The sequence below is a fragment of the Streptomyces sp. NPDC048415 genome (assembly GCF_040651675.1).
Taxonomy (GTDB): domain Bacteria; phylum Actinomycetota; class Actinomycetes; order Streptomycetales; family Streptomycetaceae; genus Streptomyces.
Map to the genome: position 1 here is coordinate 30,538 of NZ_JBEZKJ010000038.1, position 23,966 is coordinate 54,503.

General features: G+C 69.9%; 21 protein-coding genes and 3 pseudogenes. 14 read left to right on the forward strand and 10 right to left on the reverse strand.

Going from position 1 to position 23,966, the window contains the following annotated elements; genetic code table 11:
• Window positions 1-121: 121 nt before the first annotated feature.
• The 5 genes and pseudogenes from AB0D27_RS24045 to fdhD all read left to right on the forward strand — a co-directional run bounded on the left by AB0D27_RS24045 (window position 122) and on the right by fdhD (window position 4,611).
• A complete protein-coding gene (locus tag AB0D27_RS24045; protein ID WP_362512260.1) occupies window positions 122-1,093 on the forward strand; it encodes a 2-dehydropantoate 2-reductase in 972 nt (323 codons plus the stop codon).
• The gene (locus AB0D27_RS24050) at window positions 1,090-3,009 is read left to right on the forward strand and encodes a molybdopterin-dependent oxidoreductase (RefSeq protein WP_362512263.1); all 1,920 of its coding nucleotides are present in this window, start codon (window positions 1,090-1,092) and stop codon (window positions 3,007-3,009) included. The genes AB0D27_RS24045 and AB0D27_RS24050 overlap by 4 nt, the downstream gene beginning before the upstream one ends.
• Before the next feature lie 61 nt (window positions 3,010-3,070).
• Window positions 3,071-3,214, forward strand: a pseudogene (locus AB0D27_RS24055) (NADH-ubiquinone oxidoreductase-F iron-sulfur binding region domain-containing protein); the annotation flags it as partial.
• A gap of 7 nt (window positions 3,215-3,221) precedes the next feature.
• Entirely contained in the window at window positions 3,222-3,755 is a 534-nt protein-coding gene (locus AB0D27_RS24060; RefSeq protein ID WP_362512266.1) for a 2Fe-2S iron-sulfur cluster-binding protein, read from the forward strand.
• Window positions 3,756-3,762: 7 nt separating this feature from the next.
• Window positions 3,763-4,611, forward strand: coding sequence for a formate dehydrogenase accessory sulfurtransferase FdhD (gene fdhD / locus AB0D27_RS24065; protein ID WP_362512268.1), 849 nt, complete (start codon window positions 3,763-3,765; stop codon window positions 4,609-4,611).
• Between the two features lie 128 nt (window positions 4,612-4,739).
• On the opposite strand, the gene AB0D27_RS24070 is transcribed toward fdhD, so the two are convergent.
• Together AB0D27_RS24070 and AB0D27_RS24075 are read right to left on the reverse strand one after the other, a co-directional pair.
• Window positions 4,740-5,282, reverse strand: coding sequence for an isochorismatase family protein (locus tag AB0D27_RS24070; RefSeq protein ID WP_362512271.1), 543 nt, complete (start codon window positions 5,280-5,282; stop codon window positions 4,740-4,742).
• 19 nt (window positions 5,283-5,301) lie between these two features.
• Window positions 5,302-5,736, reverse strand: a complete 435-nt coding sequence (locus AB0D27_RS24075) for a MarR family transcriptional regulator (RefSeq protein WP_362512274.1) — start codon at window positions 5,734-5,736, stop codon at window positions 5,302-5,304.
• Between the two features lie 108 nt (window positions 5,737-5,844).
• On the opposite strand from AB0D27_RS24075, the gene AB0D27_RS24080 reads away from it, so the two are divergent.
• From AB0D27_RS24080 to AB0D27_RS24090, 3 genes are all read left to right on the forward strand, one after another.
• Complete coding sequence (locus tag AB0D27_RS24080; RefSeq protein WP_362512276.1) at window positions 5,845-6,783, forward strand: zinc-binding dehydrogenase; 939 nt, start codon at window positions 5,845-5,847, stop codon at window positions 6,781-6,783.
• Between the two features lie 124 nt (window positions 6,784-6,907).
• Window positions 6,908-8,827, forward strand: coding sequence for a sialidase family protein (locus tag AB0D27_RS24085; RefSeq protein ID WP_362512279.1), 1,920 nt, complete (start codon window positions 6,908-6,910; stop codon window positions 8,825-8,827).
• Window positions 8,828-8,837: 10 nt separating this feature from the next.
• Complete coding sequence (locus tag AB0D27_RS24090) at window positions 8,838-10,076, forward strand: DUF5005 domain-containing protein (RefSeq protein ID WP_362512282.1); 1,239 nt, start codon at window positions 8,838-8,840, stop codon at window positions 10,074-10,076.
• Here AB0D27_RS24090 and AB0D27_RS24095 read toward each other — a convergent pair.
• The gene (locus AB0D27_RS24095) at window positions 10,009-11,058 is read right to left on the reverse strand and encodes a bile acid:sodium symporter family protein (RefSeq protein ID WP_362512285.1); all 1,050 of its coding nucleotides are present in this window, start codon (window positions 11,056-11,058) and stop codon (window positions 10,009-10,011) included. The genes AB0D27_RS24090 and AB0D27_RS24095 overlap by 68 nt on opposite strands.
• Window positions 11,059-11,194: 136 nt before the next feature.
• On the opposite strand from AB0D27_RS24095, the gene AB0D27_RS24100 reads away from it, so the two are divergent.
• Window positions 11,195-12,058: a LysR substrate-binding domain-containing protein gene (locus AB0D27_RS24100; RefSeq protein ID WP_362512288.1), complete on the forward strand. Its 864-nt coding sequence runs from the start codon at window positions 11,195-11,197 to the stop codon at window positions 12,056-12,058.
• On the opposite strand, the pseudogene AB0D27_RS24105 reads toward AB0D27_RS24100, so the two are convergent.
• A pseudogene (locus tag AB0D27_RS24105) lies at window positions 12,059-12,515 on the reverse strand (Lrp/AsnC ligand binding domain-containing protein); the annotation flags it as partial. It lies immediately after the preceding gene.
• On the opposite strand from AB0D27_RS24105, the gene AB0D27_RS24110 reads away from it, so the two are divergent.
• Window positions 12,502-12,753 carry a hypothetical protein gene (locus AB0D27_RS24110; RefSeq protein ID WP_362512378.1) on the forward strand — a complete coding sequence of 84 codons (252 nt, stop codon included), beginning with the start codon at window positions 12,502-12,504 and terminating at the stop codon, window positions 12,751-12,753. The pseudogene AB0D27_RS24105 and the gene AB0D27_RS24110 overlap by 14 nt on opposite strands.
• Before the next feature lie 331 nt (window positions 12,754-13,084).
• Complete coding sequence (locus AB0D27_RS24115) at window positions 13,085-14,911, forward strand: AMP-binding protein (protein ID WP_362512291.1); 1,827 nt, start codon at window positions 13,085-13,087, stop codon at window positions 14,909-14,911.
• A gap of 77 nt (window positions 14,912-14,988) precedes the next feature.
• On the opposite strand, the gene AB0D27_RS24120 is transcribed toward AB0D27_RS24115, so the two are convergent.
• Complete coding sequence (locus AB0D27_RS24120) at window positions 14,989-15,147, reverse strand: hypothetical protein (RefSeq protein ID WP_362512294.1); 159 nt, start codon at window positions 15,145-15,147, stop codon at window positions 14,989-14,991.
• Window positions 15,148-15,469: 322 nt separating this feature from the next.
• Between AB0D27_RS24120 and AB0D27_RS24125 the strand changes: the two genes are divergently transcribed.
• Window positions 15,470-16,261, forward strand: a complete 792-nt coding sequence (locus AB0D27_RS24125) for an aldo/keto reductase (RefSeq protein WP_362512372.1) — start codon at window positions 15,470-15,472, stop codon at window positions 16,259-16,261.
• Here AB0D27_RS24125 and AB0D27_RS24130 read toward each other — a convergent pair.
• Window positions 16,200-17,216, reverse strand: coding sequence for a DMT family transporter (locus AB0D27_RS24130; RefSeq protein ID WP_362512296.1), 1,017 nt, complete (start codon window positions 17,214-17,216; stop codon window positions 16,200-16,202). The genes AB0D27_RS24125 and AB0D27_RS24130 overlap by 62 nt on opposite strands.
• A 167-nt stretch (window positions 17,217-17,383) precedes the next feature.
• Between AB0D27_RS24130 and AB0D27_RS24135 the strand changes: the two genes are divergently transcribed.
• Window positions 17,384-18,079, forward strand: a complete 696-nt coding sequence (locus tag AB0D27_RS24135) for a glycoside hydrolase family 75 protein (RefSeq protein WP_362512299.1) — start codon at window positions 17,384-17,386, stop codon at window positions 18,077-18,079.
• Between the two features lie 8 nt (window positions 18,080-18,087).
• Here AB0D27_RS24135 and AB0D27_RS24140 read toward each other — a convergent pair.
• Both AB0D27_RS24140 and AB0D27_RS24145 read right to left on the reverse strand, forming a co-directional pair.
• Window positions 18,088-18,672: pseudogene (locus AB0D27_RS24140) on the reverse strand (SDR family NAD(P)-dependent oxidoreductase).
• A gap of 66 nt (window positions 18,673-18,738) precedes the next feature.
• On the reverse strand, window positions 18,739-19,608 hold the full coding sequence (locus tag AB0D27_RS24145) for a class I SAM-dependent methyltransferase (protein WP_362512302.1): 870 nt from the start codon (window positions 19,606-19,608) through the stop codon (window positions 18,739-18,741).
• 156 nt (window positions 19,609-19,764) lie between these two features.
• Here AB0D27_RS24145 and AB0D27_RS24150 point away from each other — a divergent pair, with 156 nt between their 5' ends.
• Complete coding sequence (locus AB0D27_RS24150; protein ID WP_362512305.1) at window positions 19,765-20,535, forward strand: phytanoyl-CoA dioxygenase family protein; 771 nt, start codon at window positions 19,765-19,767, stop codon at window positions 20,533-20,535.
• 27 nt (window positions 20,536-20,562) lie between these two features.
• Here the strand turns inward: AB0D27_RS24150 and AB0D27_RS24155 are convergent, their stop codons facing one another.
• The gene (locus AB0D27_RS24155) at window positions 20,563-22,275 is read right to left on the reverse strand and encodes a glycoside hydrolase family 6 protein (RefSeq protein ID WP_362512307.1); all 1,713 of its coding nucleotides are present in this window, start codon (window positions 22,273-22,275) and stop codon (window positions 20,563-20,565) included.
• 11 nt (window positions 22,276-22,286) lie between these two features.
• Complete coding sequence (locus AB0D27_RS24160) at window positions 22,287-23,762, reverse strand: cellulase family glycosylhydrolase (protein WP_362512310.1); 1,476 nt, start codon at window positions 23,760-23,762, stop codon at window positions 22,287-22,289.
• Between the last annotated feature and the right edge of the window lie 204 nt (window positions 23,763-23,966).

Below are 23,966 nucleotides of genomic sequence, written 5' to 3' on the forward strand. Positions count from 1 at the left end.
ACGAAAGTCCGTTCGAGTGTCGCCCCAGCTCTTGCTGACGCCAGTTCCATCCTGTAGACAATATTTCGTCGACACAGTTCGGCAGTTCCTCGGTACCCTCGACCGAACGGAGCGCCACACAGTGAAAGTCGCAGTTCTCGGCGCCGGTGCGATCGGCGCCTACGTCGGCGCCGCGCTGCACCGCGCAGGCGCCGATGTGCACCTCGTCGCCCGTGGACCGCATCTGGCGGCCATGAGGCAGCACGGAGTCAGAGTCCTGAGCCCGCGCGGCGATTTCACCGCGCGCGCCCACGCCACCGACGACCCGGCCGAGATCGGTCCGGTCGACTATGTCTTCCTGGGCCTGAAGGCCAACTCGTACGCGGCGTGCGGGCCGCTGATCGAGCCATTGCTGCACGACACGACGGCGGTGATCGCCGCCCAGAACGGCATCCCCTGGTGGTACTTCCACGAGCACGGCGGCCCGCACGACGGCCACCGCATCGAGAGCGTGGATCCGGGCGGCACGGTCAGTGCGGTGCTCGCGCCCGAACGGGCCATCGGATGTGTGGTCTATGCCGCGACCGAGCTGGAAGGACCGGGAGTCGTACGCCATCTCGAAGGCACCCGGTTCTCCATCGGCGAGCCCGACCGCTCCCTCTCCGCGCGCTGTCAGGCGTTCCGCGAGGCCATGCAGGCGGGCGGACTCAAGTGTCCGGTCGAGCAGGACCTGCGCAACGACATCTGGCTCAAGCTGCTCGGCAACATCTCGTTCAACCCCATCAGCGCACTGGCCCGCGCGACGATGCGGCAGATGTGCCTGCACGGCGGCACCCGCAAGGTCATCGAGATCATGATGACCGAGACGCTCGCCGTCGCGGAGGCCCTCGGCTGCAAGGTGGGCGTCTCCATCGAGCGACGCCTTGCCGGTGCCGAGCGTGTCGGCGACCACCGCACCTCCACGCTCCAGGACCTGGAACGCGGCAAACCGCTCGAACTCGACGTGCTGCTCGCGGCCGTCGTGGAGCTGGCGGAGATCACCGACGTTCCGGTGCCGACGCTCCGTACCGTCCACGCCATCTCGGATCTGCTCGCGCTGCGGACCGCGGCATGAGGAAACGCAACCCGAAGACCTACGCCCGGCTCACGCACCCACTGATCCGGGACTCGCGCGACGAGCCCTTCCGACCGGCCGACTGGGACGAGGCGCTGACCCGCGTCGCCGAGGGGCTGAGCCGGGCCCGCGGCGCCTTCGGGATGTTCTCCGGTGCCCGCGCGACCAATGAAATGCACTATGTGGCGCAGAAGTTCGCGCGTGTCGTCATGGGCACGAACAATGTGGACTCCTGCAACCGCACCTGTCACGCACCGAGCGTCGCCGGCCTGTCGGCGGCGTTCGGCTCGGGCGGCGGAACCTCGTCGTACGAGGAGGCCGAGCAGACCGATCTCATCGTGATGTGGGGCTCCAACGCCCGCTTCGCGCATCCGGTCTTCTTCCAGCACGTGCTGAAGGGGATCAGGAACGGCGCCCGGATGTACGCCGTCGACCCGCGCCGCACGTCGACGGCCGAGTGGGCGGAGGGCTGGCTCGGGCTGAACGTCGGCACCGACATACCGATGGCCCACGCGATCGGCCGGGAGATCATCCGGGCGGGCCTCGCCCACCACACCTTCATCGAACGGGCGACGACCGGATTCGAGGAGTACAGACAGCTCGTCGAGCCCTGGACCCTGTCGCTCGCCGAGAAGGTGACGGGCGTACCGGCCGCCGCCATAAGGGGGTTGGCGCACGCGTACGCCCGCGCCGAGCGCGCCCAGCTGTGCTGGACGCTGGGCATCACGGAGCACCCCAACGACACGGACCACGTACGCGCGCTGATCAATCTGTCCCTGCTGACCGGGCACGTGGGCCGCTACGGCTCCGGGCTCCAGCCCCTGCTCGGGCAGAACAACGTGCAGGGCGGCAAAGACATGGGCGCCGTCCCGAACCGCCTCCCCGGCTTCCAGGACATCCTCGACCCCCAGGCGCGGCTGAAGTTCGAGTCCGCCTGGGACACCGTCATCGAACCGCACTACGGGCTGAACCTGACCGAGATGTTCCAGGCGATGGAGGAGGGCACGCTCAAGGCCGTCTACTGCGTCGGGGAGAACCCGGCGCAGTCGGAGGCCGAAAGCGAGCAGGCGATGCGGCGGCTGCGCGCGCTCGACTTCCTCGTCGTGCAGGACATCTTCCTGACGAAGACGGCGGAACTGGCGCACGTCGTGCTGCCCCCGACCGCCGGGTGGACCGAGACCGACGGCACAACCACCAACGGTGAGCGGCGAGTTCAGCGGATGTGCACGGCGGTCACCCCGCCGGGCGAGGCCCGCGACGACATCGACATCCTCTGCGACCTCGCCACGCGCCTCGGTCACGACTGGAAGTACGCGGACGCCGAGGCGGTCTGGAACGAGCTGCGGTCGGTGTCGCCGGACCACTACGGGATGACGTACGAGCGGCTGGAGGCACACCAGGGCATCCAGTGGCCGTGCCCGGACATGAACCGGCTCGAACCGTCGTACCTCCACGGCCGGTTGTGGGAGACGGACCCGGCCGAGCGGGGCCTGCGCGCGCCCTTCGGGCTCGTCCAGCACGACCCGCCGGTCGACCTGACGGACGAGCGCTACCCGATCCGGCTCACCACGGGGCGCCGCCTCGACTCGTACAACTCCGTTGTGCAGCACGGCAGTTTCGCGTCGCCGCTGCGGCGCGGCGAGTGCATCGAGCTGTGCCCGGAGGACGCGGAGCACTACGGCGTGGTGGTCGGTGAGGAGGTCCAGGTCTCCTCACGGCGTGGCGCAGTCGTGGCGCCGGTGTGGGTGGACCCGGCGCTGCGGCCCGGGCTGGCGTTCATGACCATGCATTTTCCGGACGAGGTGGACACCAACCAGCTGACGGTCCAGGCCACTTGTCCGATCGCGGGGACGGCGGAGTTCAAGGCGTCGGCGATCCGGATCGAAAAGCTGCCGGTCGCGGCCGTGAGGGGTTGAGCCCGGACATGGACCTGTACTTCGGTGACAGCGAGCCGACGGACGAGGAGCGGGCGGCGGTCACCGGATCGCCGAACGCACGGCGGCGGCCGCCGATGACATCGCGCTGCTCAGGGAGGTCAGCCGCGCCATGCGGGACGCCTCGATCTGCGGTCTCGGGCAGAGCGCGTGGAACGCCGTGGAATCCGCCATCGACCGCTTGGGGTGTACACATGACCGTGACATCGCCGGCGATCCCTCGCCGTCTGCTGGAATTCACGCTCGACGGCGAACCGGTGCGCGTTCCAGAGGGCTCGACGATCCTCGATGCCGGCCGGGCCGCCGACAAGGACGTCCCCACCGTCTGCCAGGGCGACACGCTCACCCTCAAGGTCGACAACGACCTGTATGTCCGCGACTACGACAAGTGCATCCTCTGGTACAAGTGCGTGGACGCCTGTGGCGCCCCGGTGACCGACTCGGTGCGCGTGTACTGCGGCAACTGCATCGAGGTGTGCCCGACGGGCACGCTGTCGTTCAAGTCGGAGTTCGACGTGCGCGCCGCGGGTACGTGGGACGAGCCGGCGCAGACCCAGACCGAGACGACCACGGTGTGCGCCTACTGCGGAGTGGGCTGCAAGCTCACCCTGCACGTGCAGGACAATGAGATCGTGGAGGTCACCTCTCCGCACGACAATCCGGTGGCCCACGGCAATCTCTGCATCAAGGGCCGCTTCGGCTACCAGCACGTACAGAACCGGGACTGATCAGGACATGGGACGAGTCACGGAACGACGCAAGGTGATCCGCATCCGGGACGGGGCCGTGAGCACCCGCCCGGACACGCTCGTCGCCGAGGAACCACTGGAGATCCGCCTCAACGGCAAACCACTCGCGATCACCATGCGCACCCCGGGCGACGACTTCGCGCTGGCGGCGGGCTTCCTGGTCAGCGAGGGGGTGCTGGGCAAGGCGGACGAGCTGCAGAACATCGTGTACTGCGCCGGCGCGACGGTGGACGGCTCGAACACGTACAACATCGTCGACGTGCGGACCGCGCCCGGCGTCGTCATCCCCGACATCACCCTCGAACGCAATGTGTACACGACGTCGTCCTGCGGTCTGTGCGGCAAGGCCAGCCTGGACGCGGTCCGTACGACGGCCCGCTGGACGATCCACGACACTCCCCCGGTGCGGCTGGAACCCGAGCTGCTCGCCCGCCTCCCCGACCGGCTGCGGGCGGCCCAGCGGGTCTTCGACCGGACCGGGGGCCTGCACGCGGCGGCGCTCTTCACGGAGGAGGGCGAGCTGGTCGACGTACGGGAGGACGTGGGCCGGCACAACGCGGTCGACAAGCTGGTCGGCCGCGCCCTGCAGAACGGCACCCTCCCGCTGTCGCGTACAGTCCTGCTGGTCTCCGGACGGGCCTCCTTCGAGCTGGCGCAGAAGGCGGTGATGGCGGGCATCCCGGTGCTCGCGGCGGTCTCCGCCCCGTCGTCCCTGGCGGTCGACCTGGCCGCGGAGACGGGCCTGACCCTGGTCGGCTTCCTGCGCGGCGCCTCCATGAACGTGTACGCGGGCGAGCACCGCATCGCCCTGCGGGCCGCGGCCACCCAGGGCTGACCGGCTCCCCGCGACACGGCGGCGGGGCCCCGAACGGCGGGGAGCGCCCCCTGCGCCGAAGGGGCCCCGTCTCAGCCCGCCCTCCTCAGCCGGTCCTTCCTCAGCCCGTCCTCCTCAGCCCATGCCCCTCAGTTCCCGCTGAAGCGCACCTCGGCCGCGGTCACGACGGTCCCGAGCCGTGGGAAGTCGAGGCGGACCGAAGCGTCGTGCTCGGCGGCGGTGAACGCGGCCATGGCGTCCTCGGCGAAGACGAGGTCGTAGCCGAGGTCACCGGCGGCGCGGGCGGTCGACTCGACGCCGAGGTTGGTGGCGATACCACCGAACACGAGGGTGGAGACGCCGTGCGCGCGCAGCCGCTCATCCAGTCCGGTGCCCTGGAACCCGCCGATGGTCCGCTTCACGATCTCGATGTCGCCCTCCACCGCGAGCCCGGCGACCAGGCCGCTGCCGGGCGGCTGCTCGGGAACCCCCGGCCGCTCGACCCGGATGAGCACGACGAGCGCGCCTGCCTTCCGGAAGGAGGCCGCCAACTCCTCGGCAGCGGCGAGGACTTCGGTGCCCTTACGGGGCTCCAGGGGCAGCGCCACGATACGGTCCATCAGATCGACGAGCACAAGGGCACTGCGCGTCGGGTCGAGGGCCAGGCGGGGTTCGGCTTCGGGTGCGGTCATGACGGAACGTTAGCCCGCGTCACGCATCCGTACCGGAAATCCGGGCCAACAGGCTCATGAACTGATCCCGTTCGGCCGCCGAGAGCGGCTCCAGAAGGGTGTCGTTCGCCTCGCGAGCCGCCGTTTCGCAGCGCTCCAGCAGACGGCCGCCTTCCTCGGTGAGGGACACGGCGTTCTTACGGCGGTCCTTCGGATCCGGTTCGCGGACGACCAGTGCGGCGGACTGGAGATCGTTGAGGACGCCGACCAGGTCCTTCGGGTCGAGCTGGATCGAGCGGCCGAGTTCGGCCTGGGCGACGGGCCCGAGGTCGCGGACGGCGGAGAGCACGACGTGGTGCCACATCTTGACGCCCTCGGCGGCCAGCGCCTCGGCGACGAGGGCGCGGCCACGGGCGGCGGCCCGGCCGAGAAGCCAGCTGGGGAGGGCGCGGATCGTGGGCAGAGGGGCGGACATGCCGCAAGAGTAGCGAAGAACCGTTGGACAGCCCAACGAATCTCCGGATACCGTTGGAGCTCCCAACGACTTGGGCCGAGCGTGTCGGCCCGGATCCCTGGAGGTGCGATGCGTCGCGTCCGCTACGAGCACACCGGTGGCCCGTTGTTCCTGGAGGACGTTCCCGTGCCCGCCACCGGGACCGGCGAGCTGCTCGTCCGCACCGAGGCGATCGGCGTGACCCTTCCCGTCGTACGCAAGGTGACGGAGGCGGCGGAGCCCGTGCCGCTCGGCGGAGAGATCGCCGGGGAAGTGGTCGCCGTCGGCCGGGGCGTCACCCGCTTCACTGCCGGCGACCGCGTCACCGGGCTCTGCTTCGGCCACGGGTACGCCGACTACGCACTCCTGCACGAGACCATGGCCACACCCATACCCGGGGGCGCGAGCGCCGTCGACGCCGTGGCCCTCGTCCGCAGCGGCCTGGTCGCGCTCGGCGCCCTGGAGGCGGCGCGCCCCGTACCCGGCGAGTCGGCACTCGTCACCGCGGCGGCCAGTGGCGTCGGTCATCTCGCCGTCCAGCTCGCCCGGCTGCGGGGAGCGTCGCGTGTCGTCGCCGGCGTGTCCGATCCCGGTAAGGCGGTGTTCCTGCTCGGGCTCGGCGCCGACGCGGTGATCACGTACGACGCCGACGACTGGGGCGCCCCCGTCGACTACGTCCTCGACGCGGTCGGCGGCGAACTGCTCACCCCCGCCATCGCCGCGCTCGCCCCGGGCGGGCGGCTCGTCGCGTACAGCTCGGGCGGCGGGACCGTCCAGGCGTACGACCTGCTGGTGGGCGCCAAGTCGGTGATCGGCTTCCAGATGGCGCGGATCGCCCGCGGGCAGCCGGAGGTGTACGAGCGGTGGCGGAAGGAGCTGTGGGGGCTGTTCACGGACGGCGCGCTGAAGCCGGTGGTGCACGGCACGTTCGCGCTCGAGGACGCCGCGAAGGCGCACGAGGTGATCGAGTCGCGGGGCAACCTCGGCAAGGTGGTGCTTCTCCCCCGGCCGGCGCGAGATCTGGCGTGAACACGACCGGTGCACGCTCCTTGTGGGGTGCCTGAGGGCCCAAGTAGCGTCTGTGGCCCGAACGTTGGACGTGGGATGTCCAACGTATCCGGATTGCCCAGACACATGAAGGGCAGGTCGCACCATGCCGTCAAGTCTCCGCGCCCGTCCGAGATCCCCTCTCCGCGCACGTCCGAGACCCACTCTCCTCGCGCGTCTGAGACCCGTCCTGACAGCGGTTCTCACCGCCGCCGCGCTGCTCGTCCTGCCGAGCACCGCCGGTGCCGAACAGTCCGCGCCACAGGGAGAGTTCGGGCAGCAGGTGCTCTTCAAGGCCTCCCAGGACCCTGGCTATGCCTGCTTCCGCATTCCGGCCGTCGTGAAGACCACCGAGGGCACGCTGCTGGCGTTCGCCGAGGGCCGCGTCCTCAACTGCGGTGACGCGGCCGACATCGACATCGTGGTCAAGCGCTCCACCGACGGCGGGCGCACCTGGGGGCCTCTCCAGGTCGTCAACGACGGCGGCGGGGACACCCACGGCAACCCGGCGCCCGTCGTGGACCGCGAGACCGGCCGCATCCTCCTGGCCGAGACCTACAACACGGGGCGTACCGACAGCGCGAGTTGCTCCATCCCCTGCGACCGCACCCCGCACCTGCAGTACAGCGACGACGACGGCCTCACCTGGTCCCAGCCGCGTGACCTGAGCGACGAGATCCTCCCGCCGAACTGGAACTCCTGGTACGCCACCGGGCCGGTGCACGGCATCCAGCTGACCCGGGGCAAGCACGCGGGGCGGCTCGTGTTCGGCGTCAACACCGAGACGTGGAACGGGACTCGGGTCACCGCCAACAACGCCGCCCTCATCACCAGTGACGACGGCGGGGAGCACTGGGACATCGGCGCCACCGACTCGTGGCCCATCGCGGACGACGGCACCTTCCGTCAGAAGCCGTCCGAGATGACGCTCGCCGAACGCACGGACGGGTCGGTCCTCGTCAGCGGGCGCGAGCAGGACGGCACCGACCTCGGCCACCGCACCCAGGCCGTCAGCCGCGACGGCGGCGACAGCTTCGTGGCCCCCTTCCAGGACCTCCCGGACCTCTACGCACCCCAGGTCCAGGGCTCCACCCTGCGCCTGGGCGACCGGATCCTGCTGTCCTGCCCCGGCGACCCGGACCGCCGCCGGACCATGATGATCCGCTCCTCGTACGACGGCGGACGCACCTGGGACAGCCTGGACCGCGGCACGGTGGTCACCACCGACTGGTCCGGCTACTCGGACATGGTGCGTGTCGACGGCTACACCGTGGGCCTGATGTACGAGGGCGGCGCGGTCGACGCGCGTGACGAGATCCGCTTCGCCCGCTTCACCGAGGACTGGCTGAAGCCACGCCGGGGCCCGGACCCGACGACGGCCGACCTCGCTGCGCACACCAAGCGGGCGGCGGTCCTCGGCGGTGCCCAGGAGACGGACGGCGTGCTCGGCGGCGCGCTCTCGTTCGACGGCGCCGACGACGCCGTACGACTGCCGTATCAGGACCAACTCCCGCTCGGGGCGAGGGACTTCACGGCGTCCCTGTGGTTCCGCTACACCGCGACGAGCGGAGAGCAGCCGCTGCTGTGGATGGGCGGGACAGGGACGACACAGCCACAGGTGTGGCTGCGCGGCGAGCCCGCGTCCCACCGGATCACGGGACTGATCACCACCAGGAACGGCGCGGCTGCTGCGACTTCGGCGTCCGTGCGCACCACGGGCGCGTACAACGACGGGCAGTGGCACAATCTGGCGCTGCGCCGGGGCGGGGGCCGGCTGACGCTGTTCATCGACGGTACGACGGTCAGTACGGCGGACGTGTCCGGATCGGTCAGCCGTAACTCGCCGTTCGGGGTGCACATCGGCCAACGGATGGACAGCAGGGCGTACTTCACCGGCTCGATCGACGATGTCCGGGTGTACGAACGGGCGTTGAGCGACGAGGAGCTGTCCGCGGCGCCGTCGCGGAATGTGACCCGGGACACCGTCCTGTGGCTCCCCATGGACCATGTGAGCGGGGACCACTAACGTCCCGTCCGTGCCTGACGACGCACGAGCGCGATGGCAGAACGGTACCGGGCTCGGCATCCTGCTGGCCCTGGTCTGCACGGCCGTGCTGCTCACCGCCCTCCCGGACCACCACCGGGAGGGCGGCGGCGGGTGCGCGGCCCGTACGCTCAGGTCCTGGAGCGCCGACGCCGGCCTGACGGGCGAGTTCGCCCGGTACGGGGACGATGCCACGCGCACCGACGACTGGACGGGCGGCGACGGCACCCACTCGGTGCGGCTGCCCGACGGGCGCGTGCTGTGGCTGTTCTCGGATACCTACTTCGGCCAGGTGCACGGGCCGCCGAACCCGGTCGGCGAGTCGTACGCGTGGCGTGACGCCGGCGCGCCCCTCGTGCGCAACTCGGCCGTCGTGATGTCCCGTGACGGCCAACTGCGGACCACACTGCCCGCGCCCCTGTTCCCGGACCCGGGGCCGCAGCAGTGGCGCTGGCCGGTCGCCGCCCGCGTCGAGCCCCGCTCCCCCGGCTCCGCGCAGCAGGTCGTACGCGTCCTGCTGTGGACCCGGACGACAGGCCAGGCCCCCTGGATCTACGGCGTGCCCACCTCCACCGAGGTCGCCACGCTCTCTCTCCCGGATCTGCGCCTCGAAGGCATCACCACGGTCCTGGACCAGCGTGCGGTCCCCGACGCCTCCCGGCGCGTGCTGTTCGGCACCTCGGCGGTCGACGTGGGCGAGTGGACGTACGTCTTCGGCGGCGACGACGGCCAGGCCGCCTCGCGCCCCGCCTCGAAGGCGTATGTCGCGCGGGTGCCGCGCGGCAGGCTCGGCGAGCCGGGGGCCTGGGAGTACTGGGACGGTTCGGGGTGGGCGGTGCGGGCGCGTCCGGCGGCGGTGCTCGGGGACGGGGAGCACACGGGCGTGGGCAGCGCGTTCACGGTGGTGCGCGACGGCGGCACGTACGTCCTGTTCACGATGGCCGCCGGCACCGCGGGCCTGACGACGATCACCTCGTACTGGGCGTGCTCGCCCACCGGTCCCTGGCACGGGCCCACCCGGAGCTTCAGCCCCTCGCTCCCGCAGGGCGAGGTGGCGGCGTACAACCCGCAGGCGCATCCGGAGCTGAGCGACGGCGACCGGATCGTGCTCAGCTACGACGTCAACTGGCTGGACGCGACGGGCGCCGCCGCGCAGTCGAACATCAGCCGGAACGTGTCCCTGTACCGACCGCGATTCGTGACTCTGCGACTGGCGGGACCGGGCTCGTAGGCGCGCCGGCCGCCTCGGGGTCGCGGGCGCGGCGCTTGGCGATCACCGCGCACACCATGAGCTGCATCTGGTGGAACAGCATCAGCGGCAGCACGGCCAGCGAGGCGTGCGCGCCGAACAGCACACTGGCCATGGGGAGCCCGGCGGCGAGGGACTTCTTCGACCCGGCGAACTGGATCGCGATCCGGTCCTCCCGGTCGAAGCGCAGGGCCTTCGCGCCGTACCAGGTGAGCGCGAGCATCACGGCGAGCAGCACGGCCTCGACGACCAGGAGTCCTGCCAGCCGGACGGGGCTCACCTGGTGCCATATGCCCTGCACCATGCCCTCGCTGAACGCGGTGTAGACGACGAGCAGGATCGCGCCGCGGTCGACGTATCCGAGGATCTTCTTGTGCCGCCCGATGAATTCTCCTGTCCAGCGGCGCAGCAGTTGCCCCGCCGCGAACGGCACCAGCAGTTGCAGCACGATCTTGACGAGCGAGTCCGCCGAGAACCCGCCGCCGCTGTTGCCGAGCAGCGCCGCCGCGAGCAGGGGGGTGATGACGATGCCCGCCAGCGAGGAGAAGGAGCCCGCGCAGATCGCGGCGGGCACATTGCCGCGCGCTATGGAGGTGAACGCGATCGAGGACTGGATGGTCGACGGGACGAGGGTGAGGAAGAGCAGGCCGGTGTAGAGGTTGTGCGTCAGGAAGACCGGTTCCAGGCCGCGCGCGGCGAGGCCGAGCAGCGGGAAGACCACGAAGGTGCAGGCCAGCACCGTGACGTGGAGCCGCCAGTGCTTGAGGCCCTCCACCGCTTCACGGGTGGACAGGCGCGCCCCGTAGAGGAAGAACAGGAAGGCGATCGCGGCCGTGGACGCGCCCGAGGCGACGTCGGCGCCCGTGCCCCGCGCCGGGAGGAGGGCCGCGAGGCCCACCGTCCCGAGCAACAGCAGGATGTACGGGTCGATCGGCATCCAACTCGGCCACTGCAGGCGTTTCACGGTGCTCCACTGCTCGGTTCTGGTCCGTCGTCGTGCTGGGGAAAATCGTGCCCTCTCCATCGTCCTCTTCCGGAGGGCAATCGGGAATCCGTCATACCGCTCTGACTGTCATCACGTTTCGCGATAACGTGGCGCTGTGTACGACCCTTCGCAGCTGCGTACGTTTCTGGCGGTGGCCCAGACCCTCAGCTTCACGCAGGCCGCCCGGCGCCTCGGGCTGCGACAATCCACGGTCAGCCAGCACGTGCGGCGCCTCGAGGACGCCACCGGACGGCAGCTGTTCTCACGCGACACGCACTCCGTGGAGCTCACGGAGGACGGTGAGGCGATGCTCGGCTTCGCGCGCCGGATCCTGGCGGTGCACGAGCAGGCGACCTCGTTCTTCACCGGGACGCGACTGCGCGGCCGGCTGCGCTTCGGCGCGTCCGAGGACTTCGTCCTCACCCGGCTCGCGGAGATCCTGGAGGCCTTCCGGTACGACCATCCCGAGGTGGACCTGGAGCTGACGGTCGAGCTGTCCGGCACGCTCCATGAACAGCTCGCCGCGGGAAAGCTCGACCTGGTGCTGGCGAAGCGGCGGCCGGAGGACCCGCGCGGCGAGCTCGTCCGGCACGACAGCCTGGTGTGGATCGGCGCGGAACGGCTCCGGCTGGATCCCGACCGTCCGGTGCCGCTCATCGTGTATCCCCCGCCGGGCATCACGCGGGCCCTCGCCCTGGAGGCACTGGAGCGGCAGGGGCGAGCCTGGCGCATCGCGTGCACCAGCGGCAGCCTCAACGGGCTGATCGCGGCGGCCCGGGCCGGGCTCGGCGTGATGGCGCACTCGCGCGGGCTCATCCCGCCGGGCCTGGTCCGGGTACCCGAGCGGTCCGGGCTGCCCGAGTTGGGCCAGGTCGACTTCGTCCTCGTGAACGGGCGGCGCCGGACCTCCGCACAGGGGGCGGCGGACGCGCTGGCGGCGGCGATCCTCGGGGGCGGGGACCGGCTGCACCGCCGCTAGTCAGCGCGACGGCCGCCGGTATGTGAGCTGTTTGACCCGGCGCAGGTATGGTGCCGCCTCCACGTGCTGTACGCCGTCCAGGCGGCCGAGGGGTCCGCTCAGCAGGCGTACAGGCCCGCGGTGTTCCTGACGACCACGGTCGCCATGATGGTGGAGGGGCCCGCGATCGCGGTGACGTGGGCGATCTCGTCGTGGGGGGCGAGCGTCTCGCCGACGGAGTGCAGGGCGGCAGGAGGAGTGCTGATCCACCGGGCGGCGGAGACGGGACAGCCGAGGATCTCCGGGTTGTATTCGACGTCGATGTAGATCGCCCCGGACGCCACCAGGGCGGCCAGACGCGCTTGACCGAGGACTCGGATCGGCCGGTGGCGCGCTGGAGTTCGGGGTAGCCGTCACGTCCGTCGCGTTCAAGGGCGGCGACCAGGAGATCGTCCTCCTGGTCGATGCGGGCCGGACCGCAGGTCGACGTCGCCGGTCTTCTCGCGGATCTCGCGCGCGAGGGCCGCGAACCGGTCGCGGACCCCGTCGAAGGTGCTGCCGCCTTCGGGTCGGGGCTCAACGCGGCCTCGGTGACGGCGGGTGTGACGGGAATGATCGCCGGTGCGCTGGTTCTGGTGTTGGTGCGGGCACCGCGTCCGGCGGCCGGCGGGGCCGAGGCTCCGGCCGAGACGGTGGTGGCGGCGCCTCGCGGATGACCGGTGGGAGCCGGTCCCGGCCACCGGGACCGGCTCGGTGCCTTCACCAGAGAGTCGCACAAAGGGCGCACCCAGAGCCCGGAAGCGGATACTCCATGTCCGGTATCCGGCCGCCCGCGTACCGTAATCGGGTCGTACAGATTCCGTGGAGATTACGGGCTTCAAACTTACGGAACCGTAAGGAATTCTGTCCGACCCTTCCCCTTGTGCGGGCATTTCCGCGGCTGACCAGTGCAGACGCCGGGGCCCTGGCCGCTTCGAGCCCCCTCCCGTCCGGCCGCGCGGTGGGGTAGCTTTCACGGCGCTGTGCGGAGCGCCACAAGGAGCGGGATTGCGCGAGTTCACCAACCCTCCGTTGGCGTCGGCGCCACCGGTGGGCGGCCTGGCCGACGTCGTCTTCGAGCATGCCCTGGAAGACCCGCTCCGAGTCGCTCTCGGCCGTAAGGACGAGCAGGGGCAGTGGCGCGATGTGACCGCCGCCGAGTTCCGCGACGAGGTCCTCGCGCTGGCGAAGGGTCTGCTCGCCCAGGGGGTCCGGTTCGGGGACCGGGTCGCGATCATGTGCCGTACCCGATACGAGTGGACCCTCTTCGACTTCGCGCTGTGGACGATCGGTGCCCAGGTCGTGCCCGTCTACCCCACCTCCTCCGCCGAGCAGGTCTTCTGGATGCTGCACGACGCGCAGGTGTCGGCCGTCATGGTGGAGCACGAGGACCACTCGATGACGATCGCCACGGTGGTCGACCGGCTGCCGCAGCTGCACAAGCTGTGGCAGCTCGACGTGGGCGCCGTGCAGGAGCTGTACGAGGCGGGCGCGCACATCGACGACGAGGTGGTTCACCGGCACCGGCGCGCGGTCACGCCCGAGTCGACGGCGACGATCATCTACACCTCCGGCACCACCGGGCGCCCCAAGGGCTGTGTCATCTCGCACGCGAACTTCATGTTCGAGGCGGACACGGTCATCGAGCGCTGGGAGCCCGTCTTCCACTCCAAGCGCGGCGACGAGGCGGCCACACTGCTGTTCCTGCCGCTCGCGCATGTCTTCGGGCGGATGGTGCAGGTCGCCGCGATCCGCGGGAAGGTCAAGTTCGGGCACCAGCCGCAGCTGAACGCGGCGGCCCTGCTGCCGGACCTGGCCGCCTTCCGGCCCACGTTCTTCCTGGCCGTGCCGTACATCTTCGAGAAGGTCTTCAACGCCGCCCGCCGCAAGGCCGAGAAGGAAGGCAAGGCGGGCCCCTTCGAGAAGGCCGTCGAAGTCGCCGTGCGCTACGCGGACGCCGTGGAGTCGAAGGCCTGGGGCATCGGACCCGGCCCCTCGGCGAGCCTGCGGATGCAGCACCAGCTCTTCGACAAGCTCGTCTACTCCAAGGTGCGCGCGGCGATGGGCGGCCGGGTCAAACACGCGATGTCGGGCGGCTCGGCGATGGACCGGCGGCTCGGACTCTTCTTCGCGGGCGCGGGCGTGTTCATCTACGAGGGGTACGGGCTCACCGAGTCCACGGCGGCCGCGACCGCCAACCCGCCCGAGCGCACCCGCTTCGGCACCGTCGGCCAGGCGATCCCCGGCACCACCGTGCACATCGCGGACGACGGCGAGATCTGGCTGCGCGGTGACAATGTGTTCCAGGGCTACCTGAACAACGACAAGGCCACCGACGCGACGCTGCACGACGGCTGGCTCGCCACCGGCGACCTGGGTTCCCTGGACGAGGACGGCTATCTCACCATCACCGGGCGCAAGAAGGAGATCCTGGTGACCTCCGGTGGCAAGAGCGTCTCGCCGGGGGTCCTGGAGGAGCGGGTGCGCGACCATCCGCTGGTGGCCCAGTGCATCGTGGTCGGCAACGACCGGCCGTACATCGCCGCCCTCGTCACCCTGGACTCCGAGGCGGTCGAGCACTGGCTCCAGATGCGCAGCAAATCAAAGATGTCCGCGGCGGAGCTGGTACGCGACCCCGATCTGGAGACCGAGGTGCGCCGCGCGGTGGTCGCCGCGAACACCCTGGTCTCCCAGGCCGAGTCGATCCGTACGTTCCGGATACTGGCCCACCAGTTCACCGAGGAGCACGGGCTGCTGACGCCGTCGCTGAAGCTGAAGCGCAAGGCGATCGAGAAGGCGTACGCGACGGAGGTCGAGGCGCTGTATCGGGGCTGAGCTCGTTCTGACGGGTCATCAGCTGTCCTGACGTCCCGCCACTTACTGACGCATCAGATATCGACGGCCCATCAGGTTCAAACGACCGGCCCATCAGGTTCAAAGACTCTTTCGGTCACCCAGCGGAGGGGGGCCGTGTCGACGACGAGATAGCCCGGCGTCTCCCAGACCCTTTCCTCCGACGTTTCGCGAATGGTCGGTTCCGGGTGGCGGGCGTCGTGAGTCATGTCGTTCATGTGCGTACCTGCCTTCCTGAGGGGTGGGGGGTGTGAAGCCCAGACAGGCGCGGGTGTTCATATGCGTACACAAGGTGCATCAGCACGTTCGGCGACGCGATACAGAGTTGCGGGATGACATGGTCCGGTCGATGGTCCGGACCGAGAAGGTCGGATCCGTTTCCGGCCAATCTCCGGCCCTCACCGACAATCCAGCGAGAATCCACCGGTCAGGAATGCATCACGGCCGGTGATCGTTGACGATGGGAGTACCACCCGACGACTGAAGGATCGAGAGCTCGTGAGCAAGGTCCCCCCGATCATCCTGAACAACGGCGTCGAGATGCCGCAGCTGGGCTTCGGCGTCTGGCAGGTGCCGGACGACGAGGCGGAGCGAGCGGTCGCCACCGCGCTGGAGGCCGGGTACCGCAGCATCGACACAGCGGCGATCTACGGCAACGAAGAGGGCACCGGCAAGGCCATCGCCGCCTCCGGCATCGCCCGCGAGGACGTCTTCGTCACCACCAAGCTCTGGAACAGCGACCAGGGTTACGACTCCACGCTGCGCGCCTTCGACACGTCCCTGGAGAAGCTCGGCCTGGAGTACATCGACCTGTATCTGATCCACTGGCCGCTGCCGTCCCGGGGCAAGTACATCGACACGTACAAGGCCTTCGAGAAGATCTACGCGGACGGCCGCGCCAAGGCCATCGGTGTCTCCAACTTCCTCCCGGAGCACCTGGAGAAGCTGATCGACGCGACGTCCGTCATCCCGGCCGTCAACCAGATCGAGCTGCACCCCCACCTCCAGCAGCGTGCGGCGCGTGAGTACCACGCGGAGCAGGGCATCGCGACCGAGGCATGGTCGCCGCTCGGCTCGGGCAAGGGCCTCCTGGAGGTCCCGGCGATCGTCGCCATCGCCCAGAAGCACGGCCGCACTCCGGCGCAGATCGTGCTCCGCTGGCACCTCCAGCTGGGCAACATCGTGATCCCGAAGTCCGTGACGCCGTCCCGGATCAAGGAGAACATCGAGGTGTTCGACTTCTCCCTGGACGCCGAGGACATCGCGGCGATCAGCGCCCTGAACGAGGACCGCCGGCTGGGCCCGGACCCCGCGACGTTCTCGATGGGCTGACCAAACCCGCCCGGCGCCCCGGCTCATGCCGGGGCGCCGACTCCTCGCCGTGCGGTCTGCCCACCGTGAAGTAGCCGCTGACCAGGATCAGCAGGCAGCCGATCGACTGCCCCGCCGTGGGCCGCTCTCCCAGGAACAGGGCCGCGAGCCCGATGGCGCCCACGGGGGTGAGCAGCAGCAGGACCGCGCCGACGTGGCTGGGCAGGCGCGGCGAGTACACCGCCACCAGCAGCCACCCGATCACCCCGCTGGTCAGGGCCGCCAAGGCGAGCCAGCCCAGGGCAGGCCAGGGCGGTGCGAGATCCAGGCCGCCCCAGAACGCGCCGATCAGCGCGGAGCAGAGGGCCGAGGAGAAGATCACCACGGTGTACGTCGTCCGCACGTGCCCGTGGAAGCCGCCGCGGCGCAGCAGGAAGAGGAAGCCCGAATAGCACAGGGCCGCGAGGATCGCGTGGACCGTGCCCGCGGTGGGATCGCGGCCGCCCACGCCGCTCTCCAGCAGCCCGCCGGTGAGGACGACGCCCACGACGGTCACGGGCAGCCAGACCAGAAAGCGGCGGGTCACCCGCTCCCGGTCGACGGCCCAGGCGAGCAGCGGCACCAGGACCACCTGCACATTGACCAGCACCGTGGACAGGCCCGCGCCGACCTCGGTGATCGCCTTCGTCCACAGCACCATGTCCCCGGCGAAGAGCGCTCCGGCGGCCAGGCCGTAGCCCACCTGCCGACGCGGCGGGAGTCCCTCGCGGCGCCACTCGGGGACGGTGAGGACGAGCAGGAGGGGCAGCGCCAGCAGGCAGCGGTACGCCGAGGCCGTGCCCGCCCCCGTACCGGACAGTTCGAGGCAGATCGGCGACACGGAGAGCGACAGTGCACCGGCCGCCTGCCCCCACCGCGAGCCGGTCGGCCGTCGCAGGCTGACGCGGCCGGCGGGCGCGGTGTCCGGGCGTGTCACGGCGCGGCCTCCTCACCAAGGCTCGGGCGGAGATCCCCGTGAGTACCCGTGCACCGGCCACCCATGCGCGGCAACACGGCTGAGGGGCTTGACGCGGTCATGCAAGCGGGTCCACCTTGTACGGCAACCTGGTAAGGAAAGTTTCCTAACAGAAGGGTTCCCCCACAGTGCGCACTCGAACACTGACCCTCGCCGCCGCCGCGGGCGCCGCACTCCTCGCCACCGCCGCACTCCCCGCCAACGCCTCCGGCACCGCCGTCCCTCGTTCGACGCAGGAGGGTTCGGTCAGCGCGGCCGACCTGCTCGCCAAGGTGACATCCTGTTCGCAGATTTCGAACGGCAAGTACAGGACCGATGAGGAGACCTCGGCCACCGTCCCCGTCTGCGGCAAGAACGGCGCGGTGTTCTGGAAGGCCGACATGGACGTCGACTGCGACGGCCAGGTCACCAGCAAGTGCAACGGCGACACCGACCCCTGGTTCCAGGACGACACCGCCTTCCACCAGTCCGACGGCAAGCCGCTGCGCGCTGACTCCCTGCCGTACGTCGTCGTGCCCAGCACCAGCAGCATCTGGAAGTACACGAGTTACGGGATCAAGGGCGGCGGCGTGGTCGCGGTCATCTACAACGGCAAGGTCGAGTACGCGGTCGTCGGTGACACCGGACCCACGGAGATCATCGGCGAGGCGTCGTACGCCACCGCCCAGGCCCTCGGCATCGACCCGAACCCCGAGACCGGCGGCGCGGACTCCGGTGTCACCTACATCCTGTTCAAGAACTCGCAGGTGTCGCCCATCCAGAGCCACAGCGCGGCCGTGTCGCTCGGCGACTCGCTGGCGAAGCAGTTCCTGCAGAACAACTGAGGACCGGGTCAGACGGGCTGGCCGATCGGGCGTACGACCCGGTGTTAACATCGACGCCGCTCGGCTGCCCGATCGCCCAGACGATTGCCTCGGCGAGCTGGTCCGCGCTCAGCGGATGGCCCGGCGGGGCTGCCGTAGCTGTCCCGGAACGGGGTCTCCACGCGGCCGGGCGAGATCAGGGTCACGCCGACGCCGTACTCGGTCCCGCCGGGTCGCCCTCCGTCACGGTGTCATGGGTGGACCCGGCGTTGGGTCGCCCCCCGCGACGGTGTCGTGGGGGGCGGACCCGGCGTTGGCGACGACGGTGTCGAGCAGCCCGAACTCCTGGAGCGTCGCCTCGACCGCCGCCTGGACGTGGTCGTACTCTGCCGCGTTGCCCGCAACCGTCAACAGCCCTTCGGGGCAACCGAGTTGTTCGGCGAATCCGCGCAGTCGCTGCTCGCCCTGCCGGTGACGGTCACCCGGTGCCCGGCGTCGAGCAGCCGCCGGGCGACCGAGGCGCCGAAACCGCTTCCGCCTCCGGTGATGAGTGCGGCTGGAGAGTCGGTCGTTCTGCCCCCGTAAGTGTGCGGTGAACATGGGGAGTTCGGCACTTGGAGCGCTGTCGAAGTCAAGGGCGGCGTAGGGGGGCGTGCGGCATGCACGCCAGACCCCCGCCCCTACGCGCCCGCGGGCTTGGTCGCCGTGAAGACCGTCTGCGCCGACAGCAGGAAGACATCCGGGCGGTGGTGCAGGCCCGCCTTGTCGTCCGGGTCGAGGAGTCGGTCGAGGGTCGAGAGGTCGGTCGCGTCGAGGACGTCCGCGACGGACTCGCGGCGGCGCTGGAACAGGGCGATGACGTAGGCGCGGGCCTCGTCCGACAGCGGCGCGGGGAGGTCGAGCAGGAAGGTGCGGGTGCCGGTGTGCCGCAGGCCCGCCGCGGCGAGCAGACCGGGCCAGTCCTCGGTCTCCGCGACGGAACCGGGCAGCGCGGCCCGCATCTCGGTGAACCATTCCTCATGGGCCGCGTCCAGTCGGGACTGCAGGCCGGGGCGGCCGATGCCGAGGTCGCGCGGGAGGTACCTGGTGGGAAGGCCGCCCTCCAGGAGGGCGAGGGTGCCGCCGGGTGCCAGGCCCCGCGCGAAGCCGTCGAGCGCGGCGCGCTGATCGCCGACGTGGTGCAGCGACTTGCTGGCCCACAGCAGGTCGGCGGGGAACTCCAAGTCGCCAAGGCCGTCGGCGAGTTCGGCCTCCAGCGTGCTGAAGCGATCACCGAAGCCGAGCCGGCCGGCGCGGGCGCGCGCCTCCTGGAGGAGAGGTTCCGCGCCGTCCACGGCGACCACCCGCGCCGCCGGGAACGTATCGGCGAGGAGGCAGGAGATGACGCCGGGGCCGCTGCCCGCGTCCACGATCAGCCCGGGTTCCGGCTGTCCCTTGTGCAGCCAGGCCGCCGCCTGGCGGTACATCGGGGTGAACAGCTCGGCCTCCTGCTCCAGCAGAGGGAGCATCTCGGTGAAGTCGATCTGTGTGTGATCGTGGCGGTGTGCCATGGTGACAAGCCTCTCCTTCGGGATGAGGACAGCGTGCGCCGTCACTCCCGGAAACGGCCAGTCAAGTTGCGCAAACAGCAAACCGGGCGCGTCCTACGGCTCGGTAGGAGGAAAAACCGGATGCGCCCGCGCGGACGCCTCCCCGAGCATGGCCCCATGGACGACGTCATGGTGGAGCGCTTCCTCGAGGACGGTTTCGTGAGGATCGAGGGCGCCTTCCCGCCGCGGGTCGGCCAGGACTGCGCCCGGCTGCTCTGGCAGGAGACGGGGTACGACCCGGCCGACCCCGGCACCTGGGCGGAGCCCGTGGTGCGGATTCCCGGGATGGCTCAGGGCCCGTTCGCCGCGGCGGCCAACTCCCCCGTTCTGCATGAGGCGTTCGACCTGCTGGTCGGCGAGGGCCGCTGGGAGCCCCGCTACTCGCTGGGCACCCTTCCGCTGCGCTTCCCGCACGAGGAGGAGCCGGACGACGCGGGCTGGCACATCGAGGGGAGCTATCTGCCGGACGGCGCCACCTGGTACTACACGAATCTGCGGTCGAAGGGCCGCGCGCTGCTGATGCTCTTCCTCTTCAGCGAGGTCGGCGAACAGGACGCCCCGACCCGCATCCGGGTGGGCTCCCACCTGGACGTGCCGCCGATCCTGGAGCCGTACGGCGAGGAGGGCGTGTCGGGCCTGGACATCGCCCCGCGGCTGGTCGAGGCGTCCGCGCACCGCCCCGGCGCGTATGCCACCGGCCGCCCCGGCGACGTATACCTGTGTCATCCCTTCCTGGTGCACGCGGCACAGCCGCACCACGGGAGCAGACCGCGCTTCATGGCGCAGCCGCCGCTGTACGGGACGGTGCCCTACGAACTGGAGCGGGCCGACGGGAACTACTCGGCGGTGGAGTTCGCGATCCGCCGGGGCCTGGCGCAAGGTGCCTGACCCCGGCGGATCATCCGGTCGCCCGGTTTACAGCGCCGGGTACGCGTTCTTCATGAGCTCCTGGAACTGCGCCGAGAACCAGTGCCCCGACAGTGGGGCGTTGGGCAGGGCACCCGACAGGTTGTTCCCATTGCGGGCGTTGCCGGTGTACGTCGGGTCGCACATCCGGTCGAAGCCCTTGCCCTCGTCGTTGGCGATCGCCGAGCTGGAGCCGTCGGACTCACCCGGAGGCTTCATCCACACATAGGCGTCGATGCCGGTCGCCGGTGCGGCCTGCGGGCGCTCGCCGAGACCGGCGCCGGACTGGTTGCACCAGTTGCCGACGTGGATACGGCGGTCGTAGCGGCCGCCGTCGACATAGGTGTCGACGTTGGTCGTCGCGCCGGGGCCGGTGGGCCGTGCGGCGCCGCCCCAGCCGTTCCTGGAGGTGTCGATCAGCATGCCGATACCGGAGTTGAAGCCGACCGAGACGAGCTGGGTACGGAAGGCCTGGGCGAAGGACAACTCGTCGACGTAACGGTTCCAGTCGACCCACTTGGACTGGCGCACGGAGGTGCCGTTCACGGTGTCGTTGATGGTGAAGTTGTTCTCCTTGAGCGCACTGTAGTTCGCCGTGTTGGTGATGAAGCCCTGCACGTCGTCGACCGTCGCGCCCTCGGCCGTGGCCGCCTGCTTGAACACATTGGCGGCGGGGGCGAAGTTGTCGTCCCAGCCGAGCCAGCCGTGGTGGCCGGCGTCGAGGTAGTTGTAGACGTTCGGGATCGCGCCGAGCTTGGCCAGGGCGTAGCCGACGCCCTTCACGTAGTTGCCGTTGGCGAGCATCGTGTCGCACGCGGGCGTGGCGGTGGCGCGGCTGCCGGTGTTGGTGACGAGGTTCGGCAGCGAGTCGATCTCGATGGTCGTGACGATCCGCAGCGCGGCGTACTTGGAGTCGGCGAGGATCGCGGCGATCGGATCGATGAACTGAGTCTTGTACTTGTCGATCTCGGTCGCGCCCAGTTCACCGTTGGACGCCAGGGCCGCGCAGTCACGTCCGGGCAGGTCGTATACGACGAGCTGGACGACCTCTTCGCCGCTGCCCTTCTGGGCGAGCGCCGCGTCGAGGTGGGCGCGCAGACCCATGCTGCCACTCGCGCCGCTGATCGCGGCGATCCGGTCGAGCCAGACACCGGTGGGCTGGCTGGAGATCCGGCTGCCCCCGGTCTCAGCGGCGGCCTTCGCGGACCACTCGGGGTTCACGTACACCTTGGCGCCGGCGTACGGGTTGTCGACCTTGCCGGACGGATCGGTGCCGCCGCCTCCCCCGCCTCCGCCACTGCTTCCGTCGTCGACGTTGCAGGTCACGCCGTCGAGCGTGAACGTGGTCGGAAGAGCGTTGGTGCCGCTGTAGGAGGCGTTGAAGCCGAAGCTGACGGAACCTCCGGTCGCGAGCGTGCCGTTGTAGCTCTCATTGGCGGCGGTGACGGCCGCGCCGCTCTGGCTGATCTTGGCGTTCCAACCGCTGGTCACCTTCTGGTTTCCTGCGTACGACCACTTCACCGCCCAGGAGGACTTGGCGGCACTGTTGTTGGTGACCGTGACAGCGGCGGTGAAGCCGGTGTCCCACTGGTTTTGCACCTTGTAGTCGACGGTGCAGGGGATGGCGGCGAGTCCGACGTCGGCGGGGACGGCCGCGGCGGTGCCCGAACCGGCGGCGATCAGGGCGAGCGCCGCGAGCAGTGCTGTTCTGATACGGCTCATGTGCGGGTGTCCTATCCGTTGAGGGCGCGCAGGTGGTCGCGCAGCCCGATGCCGTACGACGTGGGAGTTCCGTCGTAGTCGGAGATCAGGGACGGGCCTGAGGAACAGTCCCAGGTGTTCCAGGTCCATCCGAGGTAGGAGAGCCCCCGGTCGTCGAACCACTTCATGACGGTGTCGACGAAGGAGTGGGAGCAGGTGTTCTCGCCGATCTCCCCCGCCACGAGCGGGACTTGGGCGGCCACCGGGGCGAGCGTCGAGTTCCAGCAGCTCTCACTGGCGCAGGTGTTGAAGTTGTAGACGTGGTACGCGGCGACGAGATTGCCCGTGGGGTCACTGGGCTTGTACGTCAGCCACTGGCTGAGGTCGTTGGAGTACGCGAGCCCGCCGGCCAGGATCAGGTTCTTGGCGCCGGTGCCGCGTACCGCGTCGACCAGGTCCTGCATTCCGGCGACCTCGTAGGAGATGCCGGGGCAGGTGCCGCCGTCCCGCCAGCACTGCCACGCCTGGGTGGTCGTGGAGGTGGCGCGGTCCGGATAGGGCTCGTTGAACAGGTCGAACGCCACGGCCGGGTCGTCCTTGAAGGTGCTGGCGACCGAGGACCAGAAGGACGGGGTGTACTGGGCGTCCGGCATCGGCTTCTGGCAGGTGGCGTGCACATCGGAGCAGCCCGCGGAGTTGCCGGTGTACTGGCCGTACGTCCAGTGCAGTTCGACCAGCGGCGTCATGCCGTGCGCCTCGACCTTGGCGACCAAGTCCTTGACCGCCGCGATGTAGTGGGCGCCGGCGTACTCGGGCTTGATGTTGGACAGGCCCAGCCAGCACTCCTCGTTCAGCGGAATGCGGACCGTGTTGGCCTTCCAGTCGGCGATCGCCTTGACGGCGGCGTCGTCGACCGGACCGTCGAAGACGCCGTAGCCCTGGACGCACATGAACTCGCCGCCGGAGCGGTTGACTCCGAGCATCCTGCGGGTGGCTCCGGTGGAGTCCACCAGCTTGTTTCCCGAGACGTGCAGCTTCGGTGCCTCACCGGTCGCCGGCGGCTCGGTCGGGGTGGGCGTGGGCGTCGGATCGCCGTCCACGTTGCACGCCGTGCCATTGAGCTTGAAGGCCGTCGGCGCCGTGTTGCTCCCCGACCACGAGGCGAGGAACCCGGCGCCGGCGCTCGCGCCGGTGCCCAGCGAGCCGTTCCAGCTCTCGTTGGACGCGGTCACCGTCTTGCCGGACTGGGACCACTTGGCGTTCCAGCCCTGGTTGACCTTCTGGCTGCCGGCGAAGTCGAAGGTGAGACTCCAACTGCTCACGGCAGCCATGTTGTTGGTGATTTTCACAGCACCCTGGAAGCCGGTGTCCCACTGGCTGGTGACCGAGTACTCCACCGTGCACGCGGGGGTTGCTCCCGAGGCCGTGACGACCGGCGCGATCGCGGTGCCCACGAGGGCGACCGCGGCGCCGACCACTAAAAGGCGTAAACGCGGGGGGTGTCGCATGAGCGACTCCTTGCAGCTCGGGCGCGTCGTGACGGACGCGTCGACTGATGGAATCGCTCCCACTGGTGCGGAAGAAGTTAGCGCCAAGTGTCAGCAATGGACAGAGATGTTACACAGTTGATCAATCGAATCATTTCGACTCTTCAAGCACCTTGACCCCTCACAGCCTCCTCTCCACTATGGGAGCGCTCCCACTGGTTCAAG

What these genes read in the sequence shown, in the direction of transcription:
- AB0D27_RS24050 (WP_362512263.1), top strand. Translation starts at nt 1,090, where the DNA reads ATGAGGAAACGCAACCCGAAGACCTACGCCCGGCTCACGCACCCACTG.
- AB0D27_RS24110 (WP_362512378.1), top strand. Translation starts at nt 12,502, where the DNA reads ATGCGGGCCGGACCGCAGGTCGACGTCGCCGGTCTTCTCGCGGATCTC.
- AB0D27_RS24060 (WP_362512266.1), top strand. Translation starts at nt 3,222, where the DNA reads ATGACCGTGACATCGCCGGCGATCCCTCGCCGTCTGCTGGAATTCACG.
- AB0D27_RS24160 (WP_362512310.1), bottom strand. Translation starts at nt 23,762, where the DNA reads ATGCGACACCCCCCGCGTTTACGCCTTTTAGTGGTCGGCGCCGCGGTC.
- AB0D27_RS24085 (WP_362512279.1), top strand. Translation starts at nt 6,908, where the DNA reads ATGCCGTCAAGTCTCCGCGCCCGTCCGAGATCCCCTCTCCGCGCACGT.
- AB0D27_RS24080 (WP_362512276.1), top strand. Translation starts at nt 5,845, where the DNA reads ATGCGTCGCGTCCGCTACGAGCACACCGGTGGCCCGTTGTTCCTGGAG.
- fdhD (WP_362512268.1), top strand. Translation starts at nt 3,763, where the DNA reads ATGGGACGAGTCACGGAACGACGCAAGGTGATCCGCATCCGGGACGGG.
- AB0D27_RS24120 (WP_362512294.1), bottom strand. Translation starts at nt 15,147, where the DNA reads ATGAACGACATGACTCACGACGCCCGCCACCCGGAACCGACCATTCGC.
- AB0D27_RS24075 (WP_362512274.1), bottom strand. Translation starts at nt 5,736, where the DNA reads ATGTCCGCCCCTCTGCCCACGATCCGCGCCCTCCCCAGCTGGCTTCTC.
- AB0D27_RS24070 (WP_362512271.1), bottom strand. Translation starts at nt 5,282, where the DNA reads ATGACCGCACCCGAAGCCGAACCCCGCCTGGCCCTCGACCCGACGCGC.
- AB0D27_RS24150 (WP_362512305.1), top strand. Translation starts at nt 19,765, where the DNA reads ATGGACGACGTCATGGTGGAGCGCTTCCTCGAGGACGGTTTCGTGAGG.
- AB0D27_RS24125 (WP_362512372.1), top strand. Translation starts at nt 15,470, where the DNA reads ATGCCGCAGCTGGGCTTCGGCGTCTGGCAGGTGCCGGACGACGAGGCG.
- AB0D27_RS24145 (WP_362512302.1), bottom strand. Translation starts at nt 19,608, where the DNA reads ATGGCACACCGCCACGATCACACACAGATCGACTTCACCGAGATGCTC.
- AB0D27_RS24155 (WP_362512307.1), bottom strand. Translation starts at nt 22,275, where the DNA reads ATGAGCCGTATCAGAACAGCACTGCTCGCGGCGCTCGCCCTGATCGCC.